This is a genomic window from Desulfosarcina widdelii, from assembly GCF_009688965.1.
GTDB lineage: Bacteria > Desulfobacterota > Desulfobacteria > Desulfobacterales > Desulfosarcinaceae > Desulfosarcina > Desulfosarcina widdelii.
In genome coordinates this window covers 1,057,112-1,076,714 of the sequence record NZ_AP021875.1, presented here as the reverse complement: position 1 = coordinate 1,076,714, position 19,603 = coordinate 1,057,112, and the positions used below count along the sequence as shown (strand labels likewise).

21 protein-coding genes are annotated in these 19,603 nt (G+C 54.9%); 3 read left to right on the top strand and 18 right to left on the bottom strand.

Features of this window, described 5'->3' with window-relative positions; translation table 11 throughout:
• Positions 1-3: 3 nt before the first annotated feature.
• From GN111_RS05080 to GN111_RS05035, 10 genes are all read right to left on the bottom strand, one after another.
• Positions 4-1,014 (bottom strand): (Fe-S)-binding protein, encoded by a 1,011-nt coding sequence (locus GN111_RS05080; RefSeq protein WP_155302715.1) that lies wholly within the window; start codon positions 1,012-1,014, stop codon positions 4-6.
• On the bottom strand, positions 1,001-1,342 hold the full coding sequence (locus tag GN111_RS05075) for a 4Fe-4S dicluster domain-containing protein (RefSeq protein ID WP_155302714.1): 342 nt from the start codon (positions 1,340-1,342) through the stop codon (positions 1,001-1,003). Before GN111_RS05075 ends, GN111_RS05080 begins: the two co-directional genes overlap by 14 nt.
• Positions 1,339-2,751: an FAD-binding oxidoreductase gene (locus GN111_RS05070; protein ID WP_170302133.1), complete on the bottom strand. Its 1,413-nt coding sequence runs from the start codon at positions 2,749-2,751 to the stop codon at positions 1,339-1,341. The genes GN111_RS05075 and GN111_RS05070 overlap by 4 nt, the downstream gene beginning before the upstream one ends.
• Positions 2,741-3,451, bottom strand: coding sequence for a class I SAM-dependent methyltransferase (locus tag GN111_RS05065; protein ID WP_170302132.1), 711 nt, complete (start codon positions 3,449-3,451; stop codon positions 2,741-2,743). Before GN111_RS05065 ends, GN111_RS05070 begins: the two co-directional genes overlap by 11 nt.
• Before the next feature lie 38 nt (positions 3,452-3,489).
• Entirely contained in the window at positions 3,490-4,866 is a 1,377-nt protein-coding gene (locus tag GN111_RS05060) for an MmgE/PrpD family protein (protein WP_155302711.1), read from the bottom strand.
• The gene (locus GN111_RS05055) at positions 4,854-5,675 is read right to left on the bottom strand and encodes a creatininase family protein (protein ID WP_155302710.1); all 822 of its coding nucleotides are present in this window, start codon (positions 5,673-5,675) and stop codon (positions 4,854-4,856) included. Before GN111_RS05055 ends, GN111_RS05060 begins: the two co-directional genes overlap by 13 nt.
• 17 nt (positions 5,676-5,692) lie before the next feature.
• Positions 5,693-7,594, bottom strand: coding sequence for a TRAP transporter permease (locus GN111_RS05050; protein WP_155302709.1), 1,902 nt, complete (start codon positions 7,592-7,594; stop codon positions 5,693-5,695).
• Positions 7,595-7,778: 184 nt separating this feature from the next.
• Entirely contained in the window at positions 7,779-8,774 is a 996-nt protein-coding gene (locus GN111_RS05045) for a TAXI family TRAP transporter solute-binding subunit (RefSeq protein ID WP_155302708.1), read from the bottom strand.
• Positions 8,775-8,804: 30 nt separating this feature from the next.
• Positions 8,805-9,224, bottom strand: a complete 420-nt coding sequence (locus GN111_RS05040; protein WP_155302707.1) for a hypothetical protein — start codon at positions 9,222-9,224, stop codon at positions 8,805-8,807.
• Positions 9,225-9,330: 106 nt separating this feature from the next.
• Complete coding sequence (locus GN111_RS05035) at positions 9,331-10,119, bottom strand: FadR/GntR family transcriptional regulator (RefSeq protein ID WP_155302706.1); 789 nt, start codon at positions 10,117-10,119, stop codon at positions 9,331-9,333.
• 212 nt (positions 10,120-10,331) lie between these two features.
• Between GN111_RS05035 and GN111_RS05030 the strand changes: the two genes are divergently transcribed.
• Positions 10,332-11,717 (top strand): aspartate kinase, encoded by a 1,386-nt coding sequence (locus tag GN111_RS05030; RefSeq protein WP_155302705.1) that lies wholly within the window; start codon positions 10,332-10,334, stop codon positions 11,715-11,717.
• Positions 11,718-11,899: 182 nt separating this feature from the next.
• Complete coding sequence (locus GN111_RS05025; RefSeq protein ID WP_155302704.1) at positions 11,900-12,898, top strand: hypothetical protein; 999 nt, start codon at positions 11,900-11,902, stop codon at positions 12,896-12,898.
• A gap of 222 nt (positions 12,899-13,120) precedes the next feature.
• Here the strand turns inward: GN111_RS05025 and GN111_RS05020 are convergent, their stop codons facing one another.
• From GN111_RS05020 to GN111_RS33315, 6 genes are all read right to left on the bottom strand, one after another.
• Positions 13,121-13,702 (bottom strand): hypothetical protein, encoded by a 582-nt coding sequence (locus GN111_RS05020; RefSeq protein ID WP_155302703.1) that lies wholly within the window; start codon positions 13,700-13,702, stop codon positions 13,121-13,123.
• 165 nt (positions 13,703-13,867) lie between these two features.
• Positions 13,868-14,047, bottom strand: a complete 180-nt coding sequence (locus tag GN111_RS05015) for a hypothetical protein (protein ID WP_155302702.1) — start codon at positions 14,045-14,047, stop codon at positions 13,868-13,870.
• A 7-nt stretch (positions 14,048-14,054) separates the two neighbouring features.
• A complete protein-coding gene (locus GN111_RS05010; RefSeq protein ID WP_155302701.1) occupies positions 14,055-14,615 on the bottom strand; it encodes a YceD family protein in 561 nt (186 codons plus the stop codon).
• Positions 14,616-14,706: 91 nt separating this feature from the next.
• The gene (locus GN111_RS05005; protein WP_155302700.1) at positions 14,707-14,964 is read right to left on the bottom strand and encodes a hypothetical protein; all 258 of its coding nucleotides are present in this window, start codon (positions 14,962-14,964) and stop codon (positions 14,707-14,709) included.
• On the bottom strand, positions 14,965-15,321 hold the full coding sequence (locus tag GN111_RS05000; RefSeq protein WP_155302699.1) for a cytoplasmic protein: 357 nt from the start codon (positions 15,319-15,321) through the stop codon (positions 14,965-14,967). It lies immediately after the preceding gene.
• 124 nt (positions 15,322-15,445) lie between these two features.
• Positions 15,446-15,586 (bottom strand): hypothetical protein, encoded by a 141-nt coding sequence (locus tag GN111_RS33315; protein ID WP_170302131.1) that lies wholly within the window; start codon positions 15,584-15,586, stop codon positions 15,446-15,448.
• Here GN111_RS33315 and GN111_RS04995 point away from each other — a divergent pair.
• On the top strand, positions 15,576-16,544 hold the full coding sequence (locus GN111_RS04995) for a cation diffusion facilitator family transporter (RefSeq protein WP_155302698.1): 969 nt from the start codon (positions 15,576-15,578) through the stop codon (positions 16,542-16,544). The two genes, GN111_RS33315 and GN111_RS04995, sit on opposite strands and share 11 nt — an antisense overlap.
• Before the next feature lie 14 nt (positions 16,545-16,558).
• Here the strand turns inward: GN111_RS04995 and GN111_RS04990 are convergent, their stop codons facing one another.
• Together GN111_RS04990 and GN111_RS04985 are read right to left on the bottom strand one after the other, a co-directional pair.
• Positions 16,559-19,303, bottom strand: a complete 2,745-nt coding sequence (locus GN111_RS04990) for an ATP-binding protein (RefSeq protein WP_155302697.1) — start codon at positions 19,301-19,303, stop codon at positions 16,559-16,561.
• 11 nt (positions 19,304-19,314) lie between these two features.
• Positions 19,315-19,539: a hypothetical protein gene (locus GN111_RS04985; protein WP_155302696.1), complete on the bottom strand. Its 225-nt coding sequence runs from the start codon at positions 19,537-19,539 to the stop codon at positions 19,315-19,317.
• Between the last annotated feature and the right edge of the window lie 64 nt (positions 19,540-19,603).

Below are 19,603 nucleotides of genomic sequence, written 5' to 3'. Positions count from 1 at the left end.
CCATCATGCTGCAGGGGAGGCAAAGCATCTGTGCAGGATTTCACCCATGTCCCAAACCCGGATGCCCAGGTCTTTTTCATGTTTCATCAGATTGATCAGGCAGATGGGGCACGCCACCAGGACGTCGCTGCAGACGCCGGCGAGTTCCCTGGCCCGAATGCACGAAATCGATCGGCTCAGATCCGCATAGGCGTATTCGACCGGTCCACCGCAGCAGGCTGTATTGATTCCATTGTTTTCCGGCTCGATGACCTCCACCCCCATGCGTTCCAGAACCGTACGGGCCTGTTCCACGACGCCCAGATCCCGGGTCATCACACAAGAGTCGTGCAAAACGATTTTCTCCGGAACGCCAGCGGGCCGGGTTTCAGGAAAGATCGTCTTTTCTCCGGCAAGGACCTCCAGGTAGTGGCGCACGTTCAGGTTGGTACCGGAGACGTACCGGGGGTAGATCTGCCGCAACATGAACGTGGTATGCGGATCGACGGTCAGAACGGTTTGGCTTCCGACCGATTTGAGAGTCCGGACCACTTCGCGGGCAATGGGTGCGACCTCCTCTTCCATCCCTAAATCGTAGAGCAACACACCGCTGTACGGTTCCTTTTCGAAAAGATAGGCAGGACGGTTTCCAGCCCTTTTCAGTGCAGCGACAATGCCCTTGAGGGCCGATTCGGATCGCTGCCGGATTTCGGTTTCCCGCCGTGCACCTATGCGGATAATCGGATCAGCGGCTACCGCACCTGCAAATTCGGCCATCTTGGCAACCACTTTTACCGAGAGCATGGGCACCAGCGGCTGCGCGGCCGCGGCCATTTCCGTGGTTTGGACCACATAGGGAAGCATCTGATACATCCGGGCCGTATAAAGAAGCGTAGATCCCTGCGTGGCCAGGCCCAGTCCGTCGGCCCAATGCGTCCAGTATGCCTTTTTCAGGCCCAGTGGATCGCCGGTCCGCTTCAGATTGCCGCAGATGGTGTTCAAGGCCTGTGAAATCAAAACTTTAGAGTTTCGCATGTTTTCCTCCCCGGGCCAAACGGGCCGAAAGTAACCGGCGACCGCGCTGAATCAGCTCGCAGATATCCAGATTCTGGCCTTTGCTCTTGCACACAACTTCGCAGCGCCGGCACTGCAGGCAGCTATAAAGGCAGTATGTCAGCGCATCGTCGAATTCAAGGGTTCCGTTTAGCAAGTGCTTGATGATTTGCATGCGTCCGTATGAGGAAAAGCTTTCAACGCCTCCGTATGACTGATAGGTCGGGCAGACATCCACACAGAATCTACAGGAGCGGCATTTTGCCAGCTCCTTGAGAAGCATTTCCTGTTCCATCTCGTCTCTTTTCACAACCAGCCCTCCAGATTCCCCCGGTTGAGAATATTTTCAGGATCGAAGGTTTTTTTCAGGCGCGTCAGTGTCTGCGTATAAACGGGGCCGTACTTCTTTTCGAGAAATCCGGCCCGCTGTGCCGTCAGGCCCCATTCGCCTCCACACCCACCGTATTTGACGTTGAGTGCTTCGGTTTTCTCGCGAACCTCCAGCGTGACAGCTTTCTTCACCTCATTGGGGATGTCCTTGGTGGGGATGAAGGCATAGGCATGGATCGTCGGCGCTCCGATGTGGCCGAATGAGTAAAACTCATTGCCCTGAAAGCTTTCCAGGTTCAAAATCAGTTCTTTCGCTTCCTTAAAAGCGTCCTTCAGTTTATCCACCCGGGGGGTGATTTCGCTGCCGAAAGTCGAGCCGAGCCGATACACGTAGTTGCCGGCTTCAGCCCGGCTGCTCCAAACCTTATCCCACTCTGCGGCATCCGAAACGATCCGAGCTTCGATCGGGTTCGCTTTTTTGACAAAGTCCAGGAAAATGCGTGCTTTTTCCCGGCAGCCGACTTCGGTGGCCGAATGCATGCTCATCATGGCCACGGCACCGGGAGGTGCCTCGAGTCCGACGGCTTCGAATCCGACCTTCGAAGATTTCTCATCCAGGTATTCGAAAAACAGCGGTGTGGGCACCCCCTCACGATACATGGCCATTACGGTATCAAGGATCTCTTCCGTACTGTTGAAATAGGCTACGATGTTGGCCATGTGCGGCTTGGGAATCAAGCGCATGCGAATCCGGGTGATCACGCAGAGCAGCCCTTCGGAACCCACGAGAAATTTGGTCGCCTCGATGCCTGCCGGCTTGCGCGTCGATTGCGTTCCCGTTTGAAGAATCTCGCCGTTGGGCAGCACCACTTCCAGTCCCAGGACATAATCTCCCGGTTTGCATAGGCTGGCATCGACGGCATGGGCGCTGGTGTTGACCGAAACAGAACCGCCAATAGTGGCGATCGGTTCACTTCCCGGGAAAATTGGGAGCAGGGCATTGTATGGATTCAGGGCTTTTCTGAGCTTTCCGATGTGCATCCCCGGCCCAACTTCAAAATAGCCTCTCTCCGGATAAATTTGCAGATCCTGCATCCGGGCCGTATCGAGGATGATGGCATTGGTTTTGGGCCGTCCCAGACCAACTAGGGAGGTGCCGGAACCGTGGGTGTGCACCGGAATTTTTCTGCTGCTGGCATAGGCCAGAATGGCCCCGACCTCTCGGCTGTCGGCTGGCCGGGTCACCGCGTACGGCATATGATGGGGCTCAACATCCCAGGGCATGGTATCTTTGGCATAGGCCAATACGGTGGGCCGGTCGCTGAATGCGTTTTCCTTGCCGACGATGTTTGCTAAATCCTTGGCAAGCTGTTTAGGCTCAACTTCCATTGGTTTCTCCTCTTGTCTCAGTTTTTTCCGGTTTCCTACCCGCATAAACCGTAAAGTTGTAACGTTTGAAAAAACAGTCCACATCCAAGAACCCGGCAGCCTTCATCCAGGCCAGTTGATGTTCTAAAGTGGCGGGACGATCACAGGCCATGCGCTCGTAAATGGCATCAAGTTCTTCTTTTTCGATATCGGTGGCTTCCAGATGCCTGCGCCAGGTTTTTTGGTAGAACGCTTCCGTATTCGGCGTCGTGCCAAGGGCCAGCTCGGCGTGGACAAAGCAGCCGCCGGGCGTAAGAATGTCAAAAATTCTTTGCATCAACTGCTGCTTTTCCGTATCGGACAGGTGATGGATGGACATGGCGGAAACAATGAGCGGATATCGGCCGGGCAGTGCTTCTCGGGCGTAGTCGCGGACATAAAACCTTACCGCCCTTTGTTCGGAAAACCGTGCTCGGGCTTTTTCAAGCATTTTCTTGGAAACATCCAGGAGATGCGCCTCGGCGTTTGGAAACCGCTGCCGAATCAGCGCCGAAACCAAACCGGTTCCTGCGCCCAGATCGAGAAAGGAGAACCGACCATCCGGTTCAAAAGGGATCAGATCCAACAGCGTCCCATAGAAGTCGTCGAAGCAGTAAATTACCTTTCGCCGGTTGCCGTCGTATTTCAAGGCACCGGCGTCGAAAAGTTCTTTCACGGTCATCGAAGAAATCCTCTCTTGGGTTCGGGGGGGGGGACGCTTCATCCGGCCATGATACGGATCAGATCCCGCACATCGGGAAGCGTTTCCAGGTGATCGATCATTGAAAGCACCTCTTCGCGTGCCTCTTCTCTCATTGAAAAACCGCTATAATCGAGGCATTTTAGGAACTTGCGGCGGCATTGGTCCGCATTCATGGGATTGTGTGGATGGCCCAAAGGGATCGGGACATCTTCTGAAATAATGGCCCCGTCCTTCAAGGTGACTGTCATCTCGGCCGGAAGGATATCCTTTGCCGGAAGGGTGGGATCGGCCACAACCCGAACCCGTCTGGCCAGATCCATCACTGTGGGATCGGCAATAGCATCGGCTTCGAAGTCTCGCAGAAAGACATCTCCGCGGATAATCGCGCAGGCTGTAGTATAGGGGATGCTGAACTGGGCATCAACCTGGGGATTGTTCCCTATACGGAAGGGTTTGCCCACCATTTCGGCCCCCATGGAACAAACCGATACATCGATGTGGTCGATGTCGTCCGGCGGGCCCAGCCGGTCTTTCAGGGCCAGGGCCGCATCGATGCTGGCATGGGTCATCCGGCAGCTTGGATAGGGTTTGATGCTCAAATCGACGACTGAATAATGACGTCCCAATCCTTCGGTTACTGGTATAGGATTGAATTCTCCCCGCTCATAAAGCGGATAATATCCGTATGGACCGGTGAGAAAGCGGCGGCTCCCGGTAATGCCGCGGCCGGCCAGAAAGGCGGAAAGCACACCGGCAGAGGCGGCAAAGCCGGGCTGCATGCGCTTGACCAGGCAGCCTTCCATCAGTCCTTGGGCGTTTCCGGAGGTCTGTCCGTAAACGACCCCCAGTGCATTGAACATCTCTTCCCGATCCAGTCCGAGGATCTTGGCGGCCGAGGCAGCGGCGCCAAAACATCCGCAAGTTGCCGTTCGAATCCAGGAAAGGGGGCGGTCGATAGCCAGACTGATTCGACAGATAATGTCCACACCGACAACAAGAGCGGTTATCAGTTCCTTTCCACTGACGGTTTTGCTGTTTTCCGCCGCTGCCAACGCAGCTGGCAGCACATTGACGAAGGTGTGCAAAGCCGATGCATCCAGGGTATCGTCGAAATCCATGGCGTGCATCATGGCGCTGTTGGCCATCGCCGCCATCGGCGGGGGCACCTGAACGCCGGACAGGAGTACCGAGGCGCCACGGTCAGTCTGCCATAAGCCGAGCAGGTCGACGATTTGCGGACAACCCGGCGCCCGGCTACCCGGAAAGGCCACCCCAAGAGTGTCCAGAATCAATTTTTTGCAGCGGTCGACCGCTTGTGAATCGAGATCTTCAAAATGGGCGCCTGCGATGTAATCCACCAACATCTCTTCCAGGACAGGTGTTACGCTTGACATGGTACCTCCGTTGGGTCCTCCTGCAGGGACAGCATCCGAAACTCCTTCAGAAACGCGCGCGCATACTCCGACAGGCGTGCGATGATGGCCTCCCCCTTTTCCACACTGGCTGAGGTTGGGTCGCCAATGGTACCCGAATCGGTAATTTCACGGATATCTTGGTAAACGATCTGCACCGAATCCTTGAAGGAGACTTCGCCCAGGAAATTTATTACCTTGAAAGCACTGTCCTGCATCGACCTGGGCGCGTCACCACGCATGCGTTCGTCGACAACGGTTTCCGGCTTCAGGGCCATGACCGTAGAGGTCATGATTTCACCGGCATGGGTGAAACGACCCTCCTCGATGATACCATCCTTGACCGCACACAATTCGTGGGCCAGCTTCCAAACGCTCAACATGCCAATTTTGATGCGATGGCGGTCGATCATGGAGCGGGATGCCGATTCGATGCAGGCATTGTTACCTTTGTGGGCGTTTAAAAAAACGAATCGGCGAAACCCTGCAGATATCAGGCTTTCCACATATTCGATGAGTACCCGGATCAGGGTGTCGGTCTCCAGAGTGATGGTACCAGCGAAAGGCAAAAACCATTTGGAGTACCCTATGGGTAGCGTGGGACCAACACACACGCCGGAAACGCCTTTCAAATGACGGACAATTCCGTCCGCAACGAAGGTGTCGACGCCAAGTGGGAGGTGTCGGCCTTCCAGTTCCATGGACCCCATGGGGATCACCACTACGGCGTCTTCCTCTGCAATCCGGCGGCATTCACCTGAGGTCATTTCCGAGAGATAAAGAGAAGTCATGACCGTCTCTTTCTGGGTCAGGTAGTTTGCTGTCTTTGAACCAGTCCAATGGTGAACCGCTTCACCAGATCGGGAACCCGGACGCAAAGGAGAACAAGAACGATTGCCAGACCGACGATATCCGTATAGAGCCCCGGATAAATCAAACACCCTCCGCCGAAAAACAGAAGCAGCCGGTATGCAATGTTCAAACGGCCGCCGAGATAATTCTGGGCGGCACAGGCAAGCGCGAGAACACCGAAGAAGGAGGTGATGCAGACCTGGGCAATCTGCCCGGGGCTTCCAATTAGCAGCAGGGCGTTATTATAAACGAACATGTACGGCACGATAAAAATTACCAGGGCCAGACGACAGGCCGTAAAGGCGGTACGCATCATGGGGGCGTCCGCAATGCCGGCGGCCACGAATGCATCTGGAGCCATAGGCGGCGTGATCCCGGCGATGGTAGCGAAATAAAAGACGAACAGATGGGCGGCCAGCGGGTATACGCCGAGTTTGATCAGGGCTGGCACGACGAGAATAGACAACACGATATAGGCCGCCACAGGCGGGACGCCCATCCCGAGAATAATCGAGGCGATCATGGTCAGGAAAAGCAGGGCCAGCAGATTGCCGCCTGACATTTTGATCAGCAGGCCCGACATCATCAGCCCCAAGCCGGTCAGGGTGATCATGCCAAGCACGACTCCGCCCAGAGACAATATGGCGACCACGGGCAGGGCCGTGATGGCGCCTTGTTCAAGGCCTTCGAAAAACTGGCGGATGGTCATCCGTCGACCGGAACCGGCCAGTTGACTGCACAGGGGAATCGAAACGGCGCCCCAAAAAGCTGCCCGGGTGACCGAGACCTTCGAATACACCAGAAAGAAAATCAGGACGAAAATGGGAATGAAGAAAAACCAGCCTTCTTTGAGGGTCTGCTTCAGGCTGGGGAGTTCCTCCTTGGGCATTCCCGCCATGTCCAATTTTTGAGCTTCGATGTCGATCATTAAGAACAGTCCGATATAGTACAAGATGGCTGCCAGGCCGCCGGCCTTCATGATGGTGACGTAGTTGACTCCCAGAACCTCCATGATGATGAAAACGGCGCTGCCCATAATCGGGGGCATCAGCAGTCCGCCGGCGCTGGATACGGTTTCCACAGCCGCTGCGAAATGGGGTTTATAGCCGCTGCGCTTCATCAACGGGATGGTGATTTGCCCGGTGCCGGCCACATTCGCCGTTCCGCTGCCCGAGAGCATTCCGAAAAGGGAGGATGCCACAACGGCGATTTTGGCCGGACCGCCGCGAACATGCCCGAACAGGGCAAAAGAGAGATTGATGAAAAACTCTCCGCCCCCGGCGGCGCGCAGCAGGGCGCCAAAGAGAATAAACAGGAAGATGTAGGTCGCCGAGATACCCGCCAGCATGCCGAAAACACCATCCGTGGTGATAAACATGTTGCTGACAATGCGCTCGAAAGAGTAATTCCGGTGGGCCAGGAAACTGGGCAATATTTCTCCGAAGCGGGCGTAGATCATAGCCACGACGGCGATAATCGGAAATATCCATCCCAGCGTCCGACGGGCAGCTTCAATGCACATCAGCAAAAAGACCGTCCCCATCGCCAGTTCGTACCAGGGGGGGCACATCCCGCATTCGCCAATCTTTTTGAACCAGTTGGCCAGGACATAAATCCCCATTAAAAAAACGGCTCCAGCCATGAGGTACCCATGCCATGCGATTCGTGGTTTTTTCTTCTGGTCGAAACCATAGAGAAGAAAAATCAGCACCAGGGCAAAGGTTACGTGAATGACCCGCTGATTCATGGCAGTAAGTTGGAAGATGCCCGTGTAAAGCTGAAACAGGCTCATGGCAATGGCAATTACGCGGATGAGCATGGGAGCTTTTGCGGTGGACGATTTGGTTTGGTTTTCCATGATTGACCCCGTTTTCAGATAGTTCGCGACGGTTCATGTGAACTGCCGGTATACACCCAGCGATCGGCAATAGAAGTCAGCATTTTTGCGCAAACCATGTTGTGGCGGATGCGGCTTCGGGAGAGGCCTTTTGCGAGCACCTCCCCCGTCCAAAGGCTGCTTTTACGAAAATAAATGATGTTGTCTATTCGTAATACTCGGCCCGTTTATCCCAGATGCCTATCTCCTTGTAATACTTGATGGCTCCGGGATGGTACCCTACGGGAACACCCGGTGATCCGCGGAATGCGTTCTTCGGAATATACATTTTGGCCATGGGATGGATCGCGTCCCGGTCTTCCGGATGGTCATAAACCGCCTTGAGCATCTTGTAGACCAGGTCCTCGGACAAATCCGTGCGGCAGATCCACATCTGCGGCAGACAATAGGTGTGGATGTCTTTATCGATTCCGTTGTAGGTACCGGCAGGAATGGTCAGCGGGACGACATTGCTGAACTTGGCCCGCAGCCCGGCCAGCATGTCCGGCTGGATGTCGAGAATTCGAATTGGAATGTCACGGGCCAGTTCCATGACAGAAGCAAGAGGCGCACCGGCAAAGATCAGGCCGGCGTCAATGGTCTTATCCCGGAGTCCACGTGTGACCTCAGAAAAAGAGATGTATTTCGGTGAGAAATCGTCGAATGTCAGCCCCCATCCATCTTGCAGATGTTTTTTAGATACCACGTTGAGGGTCGCGCTGCCGGCCGGTCCTACGCCAATAACCTTTCCCTTGAAGTCAGCGATGGTTTGAATGTCAGATTCATTGCGAACGATCCAATGCACATCGCTGGTGTGTCCAATGGCGACCAGTCGAAGTTTATCGACCTCCAGCCCCTGAGCCTTGATTCCATTGAGCGTCCCCATGCAGGCCAGCCCCATCTCCATTTCACCGCGAATCATCAAGCGGGCATTTTCATTCGAAGCGGCTGTGGATTCGGCTGCCACCCGAACATTAGGGACGTTGTTGTTAATCAGCGAAGCGAAACCGGCACCGAGGAAGTAATAGGTGCCGGCCGGGCTCCCGGTTCCGAAGGAAATAAATTCAATGGCAGACGCTGGATGGGCCGTCACAAAGAACAGCGCCACCGACAATACAGTGATAAGTTTTGAGAACCGGAGCAACAATCTTTTTGCGTGCATAAAACCCCCCTTTCTTTGTTTTCTGCTGGATTAGCCAAGTTCCTTGATCAGGATTGTGAAACCGCTGGGCAGTTGATTGTAGAGCATCGGAAATTCGCGGGTATGCTCCTCGCTGGCCGGCACCCCGGTGACATCGCCCTTGACCTTGCGCGGGTACAATCCACCCGCCGAAGTCCCGTCCGGAAGAAAAATATTTACCCGAAACCGTTTTGTTTCGGCCGCCTTGTTTTTCACCGTAACGGACATGTGCAATCGGTCGGTGCCCTTGTACGGTTTGATGCAGTAGGCAATATTCGTAATTTCCGCGGAAGGGGCGACCTCGTACTGGATGTTCTGTTCGAACGCAGCTTCATTGACGCCGGCATCCGTGGTTGCGCATCCTCCGAGGCCGAAAAGCGCAATCGCGAGAACGACGCTTGCCAATAGTTCAATCCTGCTCGGTTTGGGCATAACATTCTCCTTTCCAGTTGGGTTTGGTGTTGTCGACTGCTTTATTGCAGTTCCGAAAGCGGCAGGTTATCGGGGAACCGTCGGACGGTTATGACCAAACAAAATTTTACAATTCAGTATCCTCGGACCAACAATGATTCTCCTGTTGAATGCGGCGGTCAATTTCCTGGACTTGATCGTCAGGCAGGACATGGGTGTATGCCTGGTAGGTATCGAGCAAATGCCGGCGGGTCATTTCATAGGCCTCGGCAGGGTTGTGCTTCACGATGGCAGCCAGGATCTCCCGGTGTCCCAGGATAAACTTCTGGATCACCCGTCGCCTGAGTTGGGTTCGCGTCAGTTCAATGATCGTGGCCGAATAGGATTGGGTGATGGATTCGGTGATAAATAAAATAATTGGATTTTTTGTGATTTTAGCGACTTCAACATGAAAAGAGACGTTGGTAAGGCGTGCGCTTTTCCGGGATGTAGCAACTTGACCCGCAGCCTTATCCAAAACCTTCTGCAGGCGATCGATATCTTTGTCCGTGGCGTATTTGGCGGCGATTTCCGATGCCCTCGGTTCGATATAAAGACGGGCATCGATAAGGTGGGAAAAGCCGATCCGGCCCATATGGATCAGATTCCTGAAATTTTCGGTGATCGGATCGGAATTGGGTTCCGATACATAAGCTCCGGCGTTGATTCCTCTTCGAATTTCGATCAACCCCGCGCTTTGTAGATTCCTCAACGCCTCACGAATGGTGACACGGCTCACCTGGAACTGATCAACCAGTTCCCGTTCCGATGGAAGCTTCTCTCCGGGTTTAAAGGTTTCGTCGGCAATGGAAGTCTGGATGGCGTCCTTAACCTCTTGCGAAAGCAGCGGTTTTTTAAGGGATTTATATTCTGGCATCGGAGAACTCCTTCCTCGGCCCTGCTAAAAATCAGTTGTCTGTCGTTTGACGTCTGTTGTCATACCACTAATGGAAATGAAAACGTTTGTCAAACGGTTTTCGGGAATATGCTACTAAAAACCGGTCGCCCCGCAGTTGCCATTTTTCCAGTGCTGGGGTATGGCAAAAGACCTTTGATAAAACCAGTGAAACCGAGGAGCAAGAAATCAGCATGCGGGTGATTAAAATCGGCGGCGGCTGTCTTAACGGGAAAAGGACCATTCAAACCATTATGGATTTGCTGTCCGAGCGCGGCAAGGGCAACGTGATCGTTGTCAGCGCCCTGAAGGGCATCACCGATTTTCTGATCGAATCCATGCAGCAGGCCCTGGTCGATGAATCCAGGATACCGGATATTATGGCGCACTACCGAAACCGCCATGCCGAGGTGGGACGCCATTTGATCCAGGACAAAAAATCGAGGCGGTTGTGCAAAGAGACGCTTGCCGGTTCCTTCAGCCAACTGGAGCGTCTTCTTTACGGTCTCAGTTTTACTCGCGAGATTACCCCCCGCCTTTACGACACTATCGTCAGTTTCGGCGAACGGACCTGTGCCGAACTGCTGGCCGCGGTGATGAACAGCCGGGAAATAACATCCGTGACGGCCATGCCCCAGACAATCGGTCTGATCACCGATGGCAAGTTCGGTGACGCCACGGTGGCGCCCAAAAAAACGGCGGCCAATTTCAGGCGGCATCTTAAAACGTCTCTGGAAACAGGGAGCATCGTTTTTATGCCCGGTTTTTTCGGTGTGGGACCCGAAGGTGACATCACCACTTTCGGCAGGGGCGGCAGCGACTACTCCGCTGCGGTTGCAGCCGGCGCACTTGAGGCCGAATGTCTGGAAATCTGGAAGGATGTGGATGGGTTCATGAGCGCCGATCCGAAAATCGTTCCCGAATCCCGGCTGATTCCCGAGCTTTCTTACGAAGAAGCCGCCGAACTGGCCTATTTCGGGGCCAAGATCCTTCATCCACGAACCATGGAACCGGTCCGGCTTCGAAAAATTCCCGTCACGATACGCAATACGGTCAGGCCCGATGTCGAAGGCACCCGAATCTGTGCAAAAAGCCCGCAGCCTCCCAGCGTGATTAAAAGCGTGGCCTACGATACCGGCATCGGTCTGCTCAATATTTTCGCCTCCGGCGTGGGCGCCCGCATGGGCATCCTGGCCCAGGTGGCCGCTGCCATGACCGATCACGGGATCAATATCCGCTCGGTGGTCACTTCCCAGACCTGTATCAGCCTGCTTCTGGCGCGCAACGATCTGGATGCCGGCCGCCAGGCCCTCATGTCCCTGCGCCCCCGGCCGTTCCGCCGCATCGAAAAAGTGGCCGACAGCGCCCTGATCAGTATCGTTGGCGACGGGCTTTCACGAAAAAAGGGCATTGCCGCACGCTGTTTCGCAGCTGTCGCAGGGTGCAACGTCAATGTCAACATGATTGCCTTCGGGCCGTCTCGCGCCGCCCTTTATTTTCTGGTGCGTGAAAACAGTCTTCAGCGTGCCGTGATCGCCATTCACAGCACTTTTTTTTCTACGCCGCGCTGCAGCAACTGACCGCAATCCGATATCCATGATCGCTTTCCGGCGGCATTGATCGATTGGGTTTGCGGACGTCGTTATCTGTGTTTGTGTTTTCCCTTACAAGGATTATCTTTCAAAAAACAACTTTCAGAATAACGGTACGGCGTTGGAAGCGTTTTAACAGACGCTGTGCGTGGTATACGGGAGACCTTACCATGTACCTGGCTCGAGTGCCCGATAAAAATATGGGCTGGCGGTACATCATTCGACAGTCCTATTCCCATAACAATGGATACCGCAGCCGCGATCTTTTCGATTTAGGCGACGATCCGTCGCGCTTTATCGTTTATCCCGGAGGCAATGGCTTTTACATCGACACGAACCTTGAAAAGGCCATCGCCGATCAAGGTATTTCCGTTTCCCAGGACGATCTGGAGCCGGTTTTTCTGCCTTTCCTGGCACCGCACATCCGGCGGGTGATCGACGGATTCGATCGGAAAGACCGTCGTTGTTCCGATCCCAAGGAATGCACCCCGGCCGCGGCCCACCATCGTTTCGATCGATATCGACTCCATTTTTTAAGAACGGGAAGGGTCAGCCATCGGGAGATGGGCTGCACACCGGATCGCTTCTACGCAAAACTGGACCGTAAATCCCGGGACGAGATCGAACACGATTTCATTCGTGCCGAACGTCAGCTTAAACCCGGGGAACTGGCCCTTTACACCTACCAGATTTTCGACCTGCAACGCCACTTTACTGAAATTTATGCTCGTAACCACCCTGAAGCCCTCGACTCGGGGAAAATGGACCGCTTTTTCGTCAAAACCCTCTGCGAATTGAATCGGGACCGATCTTTCTGGATGGAGGAAGAGACCGGCGAATGCCTGCAACCGCATCTTGTGCGCTACGCGGTCATGTACTTCGACAGTGCCTTTCCCCTGCGGGATCCCTTTGGAGATTTCCTACGGGATTTCATGAACCGGCATCGGATCTATCAGCCTCCGAAAAGCGTACGGGTGAACCTGGAAGAATCCGCACGGCTTTTCGGCGTGCCAAGCGAAACCCTTAAAAAGATGGATTGCCGGATGTTGACACGCAGATACCGAAAAGTGGCCCAGAAACATCACCCGGATAAGGGGGGCGATCCGGAGAGATTCATACGGCTCAACGCGGCCTATCGGAAGTTGCTGAAGCGCAAATCCAAACAATGACGGGCGCGTAAAAAGGCCGATATCGGCGTTACGCTCATCCTTCGTCACTGCGGCGTACGCCCAAGTACGCCTCCTTCCTCAGGATTCGCAAGCCTTGATCTCGGCCTTTTTACGAGCCCGTCGGAAATGCGGCTATTTACGAGCCCATCAAACAATGACAAATAAACATTCCGATTCTTTGGCAGGGGCACGGTGCGCCGAGCCCCTGATACATTGCCCTCATCAGGGCTGCGGTGGGGCAGGGGGGGCGCTTCCAGCAATCTTTTCTTCGTAGGTGAAAAGCAGAAAGAGCGTTGCCAGGGGTTGGGTGAACAGTACGCCGATGAATACCGAGCTTCCTATCGCGGAAATGGCAATGAAGATGACCACCACCACCACGTGGTCCACCAGATCCCCGCGCCGCCCCATGGCGTAACTTTCCTTGATCGCATCCACGATGCCCAGGTTTTTGTCGGTCATCAAAGGCAGCATGTAAACGCAGCAGAAGGTGACGCCCACAACAATAAGAATGCCGGGCAGGACCAGCAGGGTAAAGCCGATTGCAACGGCCACCGTAAGGGCGATGCCGAAACCCAAAAGCGGAAGGAACAGGTTCATGTGGGAAAACAGGTCCTGAACTTTGGGTTCACGTCCATTGCGGATGAGGAGCAGCAGACTTTGGGTGTAGCCGGCCAAGGTAACCGGGGCCAGAATTCCCAGTGTAAGGGAACTGACCGCCACCATGACCAGGGTCAGGAGAATCAGCGAGACGATGTTGCCGAGGGTCAAATTCCAGGCGGATTCGATATGACGTTTAAAATCCATGCGCTCTCCAAAGAAGGTAAAGGTTGATGGATTGCCGGTTAAAAAACGAACAACCAGCTGTTTTTCAAATGAGAATTATTATCTGATGGATTGACGCAACCGTGAACCAATGGCAGGCATATAGCGGTTGATCTGGCTGTTGTCAACCGTCGGCAGACAAGGTCGTCAGCGGTCAAGGCGGCCGTCCAGCATGCGTTTGACCTGATCACGTTCGGATCGGGCCCGGTCAAGTTCACGCTTCAGCCTTTCCCGCTCCTCAAGTGGGGCCCGGATCCATTTTCTTTCCAGCCGATCCACCGCCTGCTGGAGACGGTAGAGATCCCTGGCGATGAGCCGAATGGACATCGACGGCCTACTCCTTTTTTTCAGGAAGCGAAAGGTTCTTCAGGACGGCAAAGGGATTGCCCGTTTCTACGGTTTTACACTGGCAGGTCGATCGGTTGAGATTGGCTCCACATTGGTTGCACAGACCCTTGCAGGCTTCTTTACACAACGGGTTGAAGGGCAGGGCCATAATGATTTGCTGGGCGATCTCCTCGCGCAGATCGATGCTGTCACCGCTGTAAAGAAGCACGTCCATTTCGTCGGCAGCCAGTTCGGTTTCGCTGGCATGCGAATCGGCTGGCGATTCGGCCAACGCTGCAACGGCCGTGACGGAAAACTCGGATCGCACATCCAGATCGAATGGCGTCAGGCAGCGGCTGCATCGAAGATGCACACCAGTGTGCACATCGCCTTTTATCGCAATCGTCTCTCCGGTCCGCGTCGCCACAACCCGGATCTGGATCGGTTGGACAAACCGAATCTCCTCTTTGCGGCCCAGCGCAGCGAGAAGAGGGAGTCCGGCGGCTTCCACCTGTTCGTTCAGGAGCCATCCATTTTCGCAGATACTGCCGATGGGAATGCGCAGCATGGCAAATCGATGTCGGATTTACGCCCGTGTTCGGTTGGATCTTTCCCGCCAACCTTCGTTAAAAAGAGCGGTAAAATGCGGGAAGATGCGTTTATGGACGTTGGAGGCCATCAGCGTGTGACCGGGCCTCCTGCGTCGTGTAAAAGGTCAGTTCCCAGACATTCCGGCTGGTGTCGTGCCGGATGATATACAGGCCGCCGTCATCGCCGATAAGTTTGAAATATCGGTGTTCCGGTGCCAGCCAGCGGTCTTCGACGGCCACGATGCCGATCCGGCAGGATCCCAGTATCAGTCGCCGGGGCGTCTCTTCGCCCCGGTAGCCGGCATAACAATCCACGCGGATTTGCATTTAACGGCCGGGAACGATAATCCGCGAATCGTCGCGCTGCTTTTTCTGTTCCTCTTCCTGCATTTTGCGGATTTGTTCGATCATTTTTGCCATCTCCTGCTCCATGGCCCCAGGGAAGGCGTCCATGGCTTCCTGCAGATTGTTGGCCATGAGCCTGGCCTGCAGCGGCAGCGGGCCCTGGGGGGTAATGATCTGGGTATGGCCCAGGAACATCGGCGTCCGGCTCGGATCTTCCTCGCCGTTTTCGGTCACAGGCACCATTTTTCGGATGGATGCCACTTTAAGATCCGTGATGGATTCTTCCCGGTAAAGGTTTCCACGATCAACTGTAAAATTAATTTGTTCCGCTTCGTTCATTCATGTTCTCCAGTAGGTTTAATCTTCCGTTGCTGACAGAAAATATTGAAAGGGAATAGAAAACCGCGTTTCCATCCGTACCGGTGCACCCTACCCGATTTCGATCACGGTGTCACGGTGTTTGTCAAAAACCGGAGACCAGCGGATTCGTGCGACCCGTATTGAAGTTTTCCTCCGCCCGGCGTATATTTTCAATCGCCATGACATCAGAAAAGATAAAAACACTGTCGGACGGCAAATGCTGCGGCGGACGCATGGGCGCCATCCTCATCTCCCTGCTGGTTGCCATTGTATTGATGGCCGTCAAATTCTACACCTATCGCCTGACCCACTCCGCGGCGGTTCTTTCGGATGCGCTGGAATCCATCATCAACGTGGTGGCCGCCACCTTTGCCGCGGTGAGCGTTTGGATGGCCTCCCAGCCACCGGATGCCGATCACCCCTACGGACATGGCAAAATCGAATACTTTTCGGCGGGATTCGAAGGTGCCCTGATCATTTTTGCCGCCATCGGAATCTTCAAAACCGGCATTTCCCATCTCGCAAAGCCCCAGGCGCTTCCCAACCTGCAACTGGGCCTGGTTATTTTGCTGGCAGCCTCCGTTGTCAATCTGTTTTTGGGGTTGGGCCTGGTCCGGGTCGGGAAGCGAACGAACTCCCTGACGCTGATTGCCGACGGCCGGCACGTGCTGACCGATGTCTATACCTCGGCAGGTGTCGTGGTCGGTCTGGTCCTGGTGTACTGGACCGGCTGGCTTTGGATGGACGGCGCGCTGGCCTGCCTGGTGGGGCTCCACATTCTGCTTACCGGCCTGCAACTGGTGCGGCAGAGCTTTTCCGGATTGATGGATGCCTCGGACCCCGTCCTGCTGGACGAGATTTCCCGTGTGCTGGAAGGCCATCGAAAATCAGTTTGGATCGATATCCATCAACTGCGGGCCTGGCGTTCGGGAAATTTTGTGCATATCGATCTGCACCTTGTGCTTCCCCGGGACCTGTTCCTCGAAAATGCCCACAGCGAAGCGAAGATTGTGGAACGTATGCTCATCGACCACTTCGAAGGCAATGCCGGCGTCCTGGTTCATATGGACCCTTGCGAAGATCCGGAATGCGCCGTCTGCACCCAATATCGGTGCAATTTGCGCAGCCGGGAATCCGGGGCGCCCGTTGTCTGGGATCGCGAGCGGTTGACGGTACGGAAAAATGGATTCGAAACCGATTGACAGATCAATCTTTTTCATCCGGATGTATCATCTGTCGCTGAGGCGGGCAGTCCCTTCCACGGAAGGAAAAAGGAAAACGTGGCCCCTCTTCCGAGCTGGCTTTTCACCGTCAGTTCCCCTTTATGGTGGCGAATGATGCGGCGGGTAATGGAAAGGCCCAGGCCTGTACCGGCAGGCCGGCCGCGGGCCGGATCCATCACCTGGTGGAAGCGGTCGAAGATGTGCCGCTGGTCCGCCTCGCTGATACCGATGCCGTTGTCCGCCACCGATACCGTCACCCCCTTTTCGTCCGTCGCCAACCGCACATCGATTCGGCCCGTCTCCGGTTGGCAGAATTTGACGGCATTGGAAATCAGGTTCACCATGGCCTGGATCAACTGATCGCGGTCCCCGTAAATGCGCTGCGAAGCATCGGGCAGGTGCAGACGCATTCGAATGTTTTTTTCCGCCATTAGCTGTCCAGTGGCACTGACCGCCTCTTCGATCACCTCTTTCAAATCCACCGGGGCAATGGTCCATCGCAGTCGGCCCATCTCCATTTTCTGAAAATCGAGAACCTGGGTGATCAGACGGGTCAGGCGACGGGTTTCACGAATGATGATGCCGGCAAACTCCTGCTGGCGCTCGGGCGTCGTTTCGGGATAGTCGTGCAGAATCTCCGCCAGGGAGCGAATCGCCGTCAGCGGCGTGCGCAGTTCATGGGAAACCGTGGAGATGAATTCGTCCTTCAGTCGATCCAACTCCTGAAGACGCTGGTTGGCCGCTCTCAATTCCGCCGTGGCCCGCTCCAGTTCGTGGCTGTAGATAATCGCCTGGCGGGTTTCGTTGAGGATGTCCATCACCTCGTCGATTCCCAGGGGCTCTTCCTTGACCACCGAAGCAACCATGACCCTGGCCGATGCCGCCCCGATGGCTCCGGCCAACAGTTTCTCGATATGGTTGACCAGGCCGGGATCGCGGGTAAGGGACTGGTCCCGATTGATCCCGTATGCCATGGCGTAATTGTCCAACGCCGCTTCGGTTCGTTCTTTTCCTAAAAAGCGCTCCAGCATGGATACCAGGTCGGGCAGGTAGGCGGTTCCCCGCCAGAGGGACGAATCGTGAACCCGGCCCACATAGCGATATACGTCCACGAACATGGTTGCCTGGGTATGTTCCAGGGCCGACGGTCGACTGAAAAGGGAACCCGCTAAGTAGCAGCCCACATTGGCCAGCATGCTCCAGAATACGGCATGGGTAATGTGGTCGAACACGTCCAGACCGAAAAGTTCGAACGGCTTCAGAAGGTCGATGCCAAAAGGGCCGTGTTCCAGAAAATCCTGGGCGATCAATCCTGCCCCGGCAAGGGAGGGTAGAAACAGGGTGTAAAACCATATGCCGAACCCGGCCAGCAGTCCCAAAAGGGCGCCGGTGCGGGTGCCTCGTTTCCAAAAAATCCCGATCAACAGGGAAGGAGCGAACTGGGCCACCGCGGCAAAGGATACCAAACCGATGGAAACCAGGGCATAATATTCTCCTGCATAGTGAAAGTAGGCATATCCCATGAGCAGCACGAAAATGATGCCAATGCGCCGTATGGTGAGCAGTATACCACTCAAATCGCTGCGTTGGGCCAGCTTCAACGAGGGCATGTGCAACAGCAGGGGCATGACCAAGTCGTTGCAGATCATGGTGGACAGGGCCACCGTCTCGACGATGACCATTCCAGTGGCCGCGGACATGCCGCCGATGAAGACCAGAAGCGTCAGAAAAACCTGTTTATTGGCCATGGGAAGGGTCAGAACGAACATATCCGCGTCCAAACCGCTATGCCCGAAGGAGAGCATGCCGGCGAAGGCCACCGGCAGAACGAAAAGATTGATGGCGACCAGGTAAAGGGGAAAAAGCCAGATAGCCTTGTTGAGATGGCTTTCGTTGACATTTTCCACCACCATGACCTGGAACTGACGCGGCAGAAATACGATGGCCATCATGGAAAGGAAGATGTGGGCGGCCCAACTTGAATAGGCACCGGTGTTTTCTGGCAGGGTCAGAAGCTGGCGCAGTTCGACGGATGCCATGGCCCTTTCCCCCAAATCGGCCAATCCGTCGTAAATGAAAAAGGTTACGAAGACGCCGACCACCAGAAAGGCAACCAGTTTAACGATGGATTCCAAGGCGATGGCCGCTACCAGCCCTTCATGACGTTCGGTGGCTTCGAGGCTGCGGGTGCCGAAAAGGGTAGCGAACACCGCGAGCAATAGCGCTACGTAGAAGGTGGTATCGCTCCAGATCCCGATACCAGCCGGGTAACTGAGGGGTTCCAGGGATGGATATTGATGAATCAGCAGGAAACTGGAAGAGATCGCTTTGAGCTGCAGCGATATGTAGGGAATAATGCCCAGCACGGCGATGACCGTGACCACACCGCCCAGCGTCATGCTTTTCCCGTAGCGTGAGCCGATGAAATCGGCAATGGAGGTGATACGGTGGATTTTCGAGATCCGAACGACTTTTTTGAGTACCAGCCAACCTAAGGTGGCCATGAGGGTGGGCCCCAGATAGATGGTAAGAAAGGCGGGTCCGGCCGAGGCCGCCCGGCCAACGCTGCCATAAAAGGTCCAGGCCGTACAATATACGGCCAGTGACAACGCGTAGATGTAAGGATTGCTGATAATGCTGCTGCCGGAATCGGCGCGCTTGTCTCCGTAGTAGGCGATACCGAACAATGCGCCGATGTAGCAAAGGGAAGCGAATATGACGGTTTCCGTAGCCAGCATTACAGCGTCCTTTATTCGTTTTTATCGGGCAAGGCTTGATCCGGCTTGATCCGGCTGATCAGCAGCATGAGAAAGATAATCAGCAGCCAAACGGCGAACAGGTAAAAATAAAGAACGGGAATGCCCAGATAGAGCACCGGACGGTTGAAAATCGAGAGCAGGGGGAAATTGAACAGCAACAACCCCAGCAGAAACAGCCCGATCAGTCGTCCGGCTACGGTTTTGTCACCTGTCATCAATCCGTTCCTTTCGAAAAATCGTTTGCGGAACGAGGGGGGAAAGGTCGATTCACTCTACCAT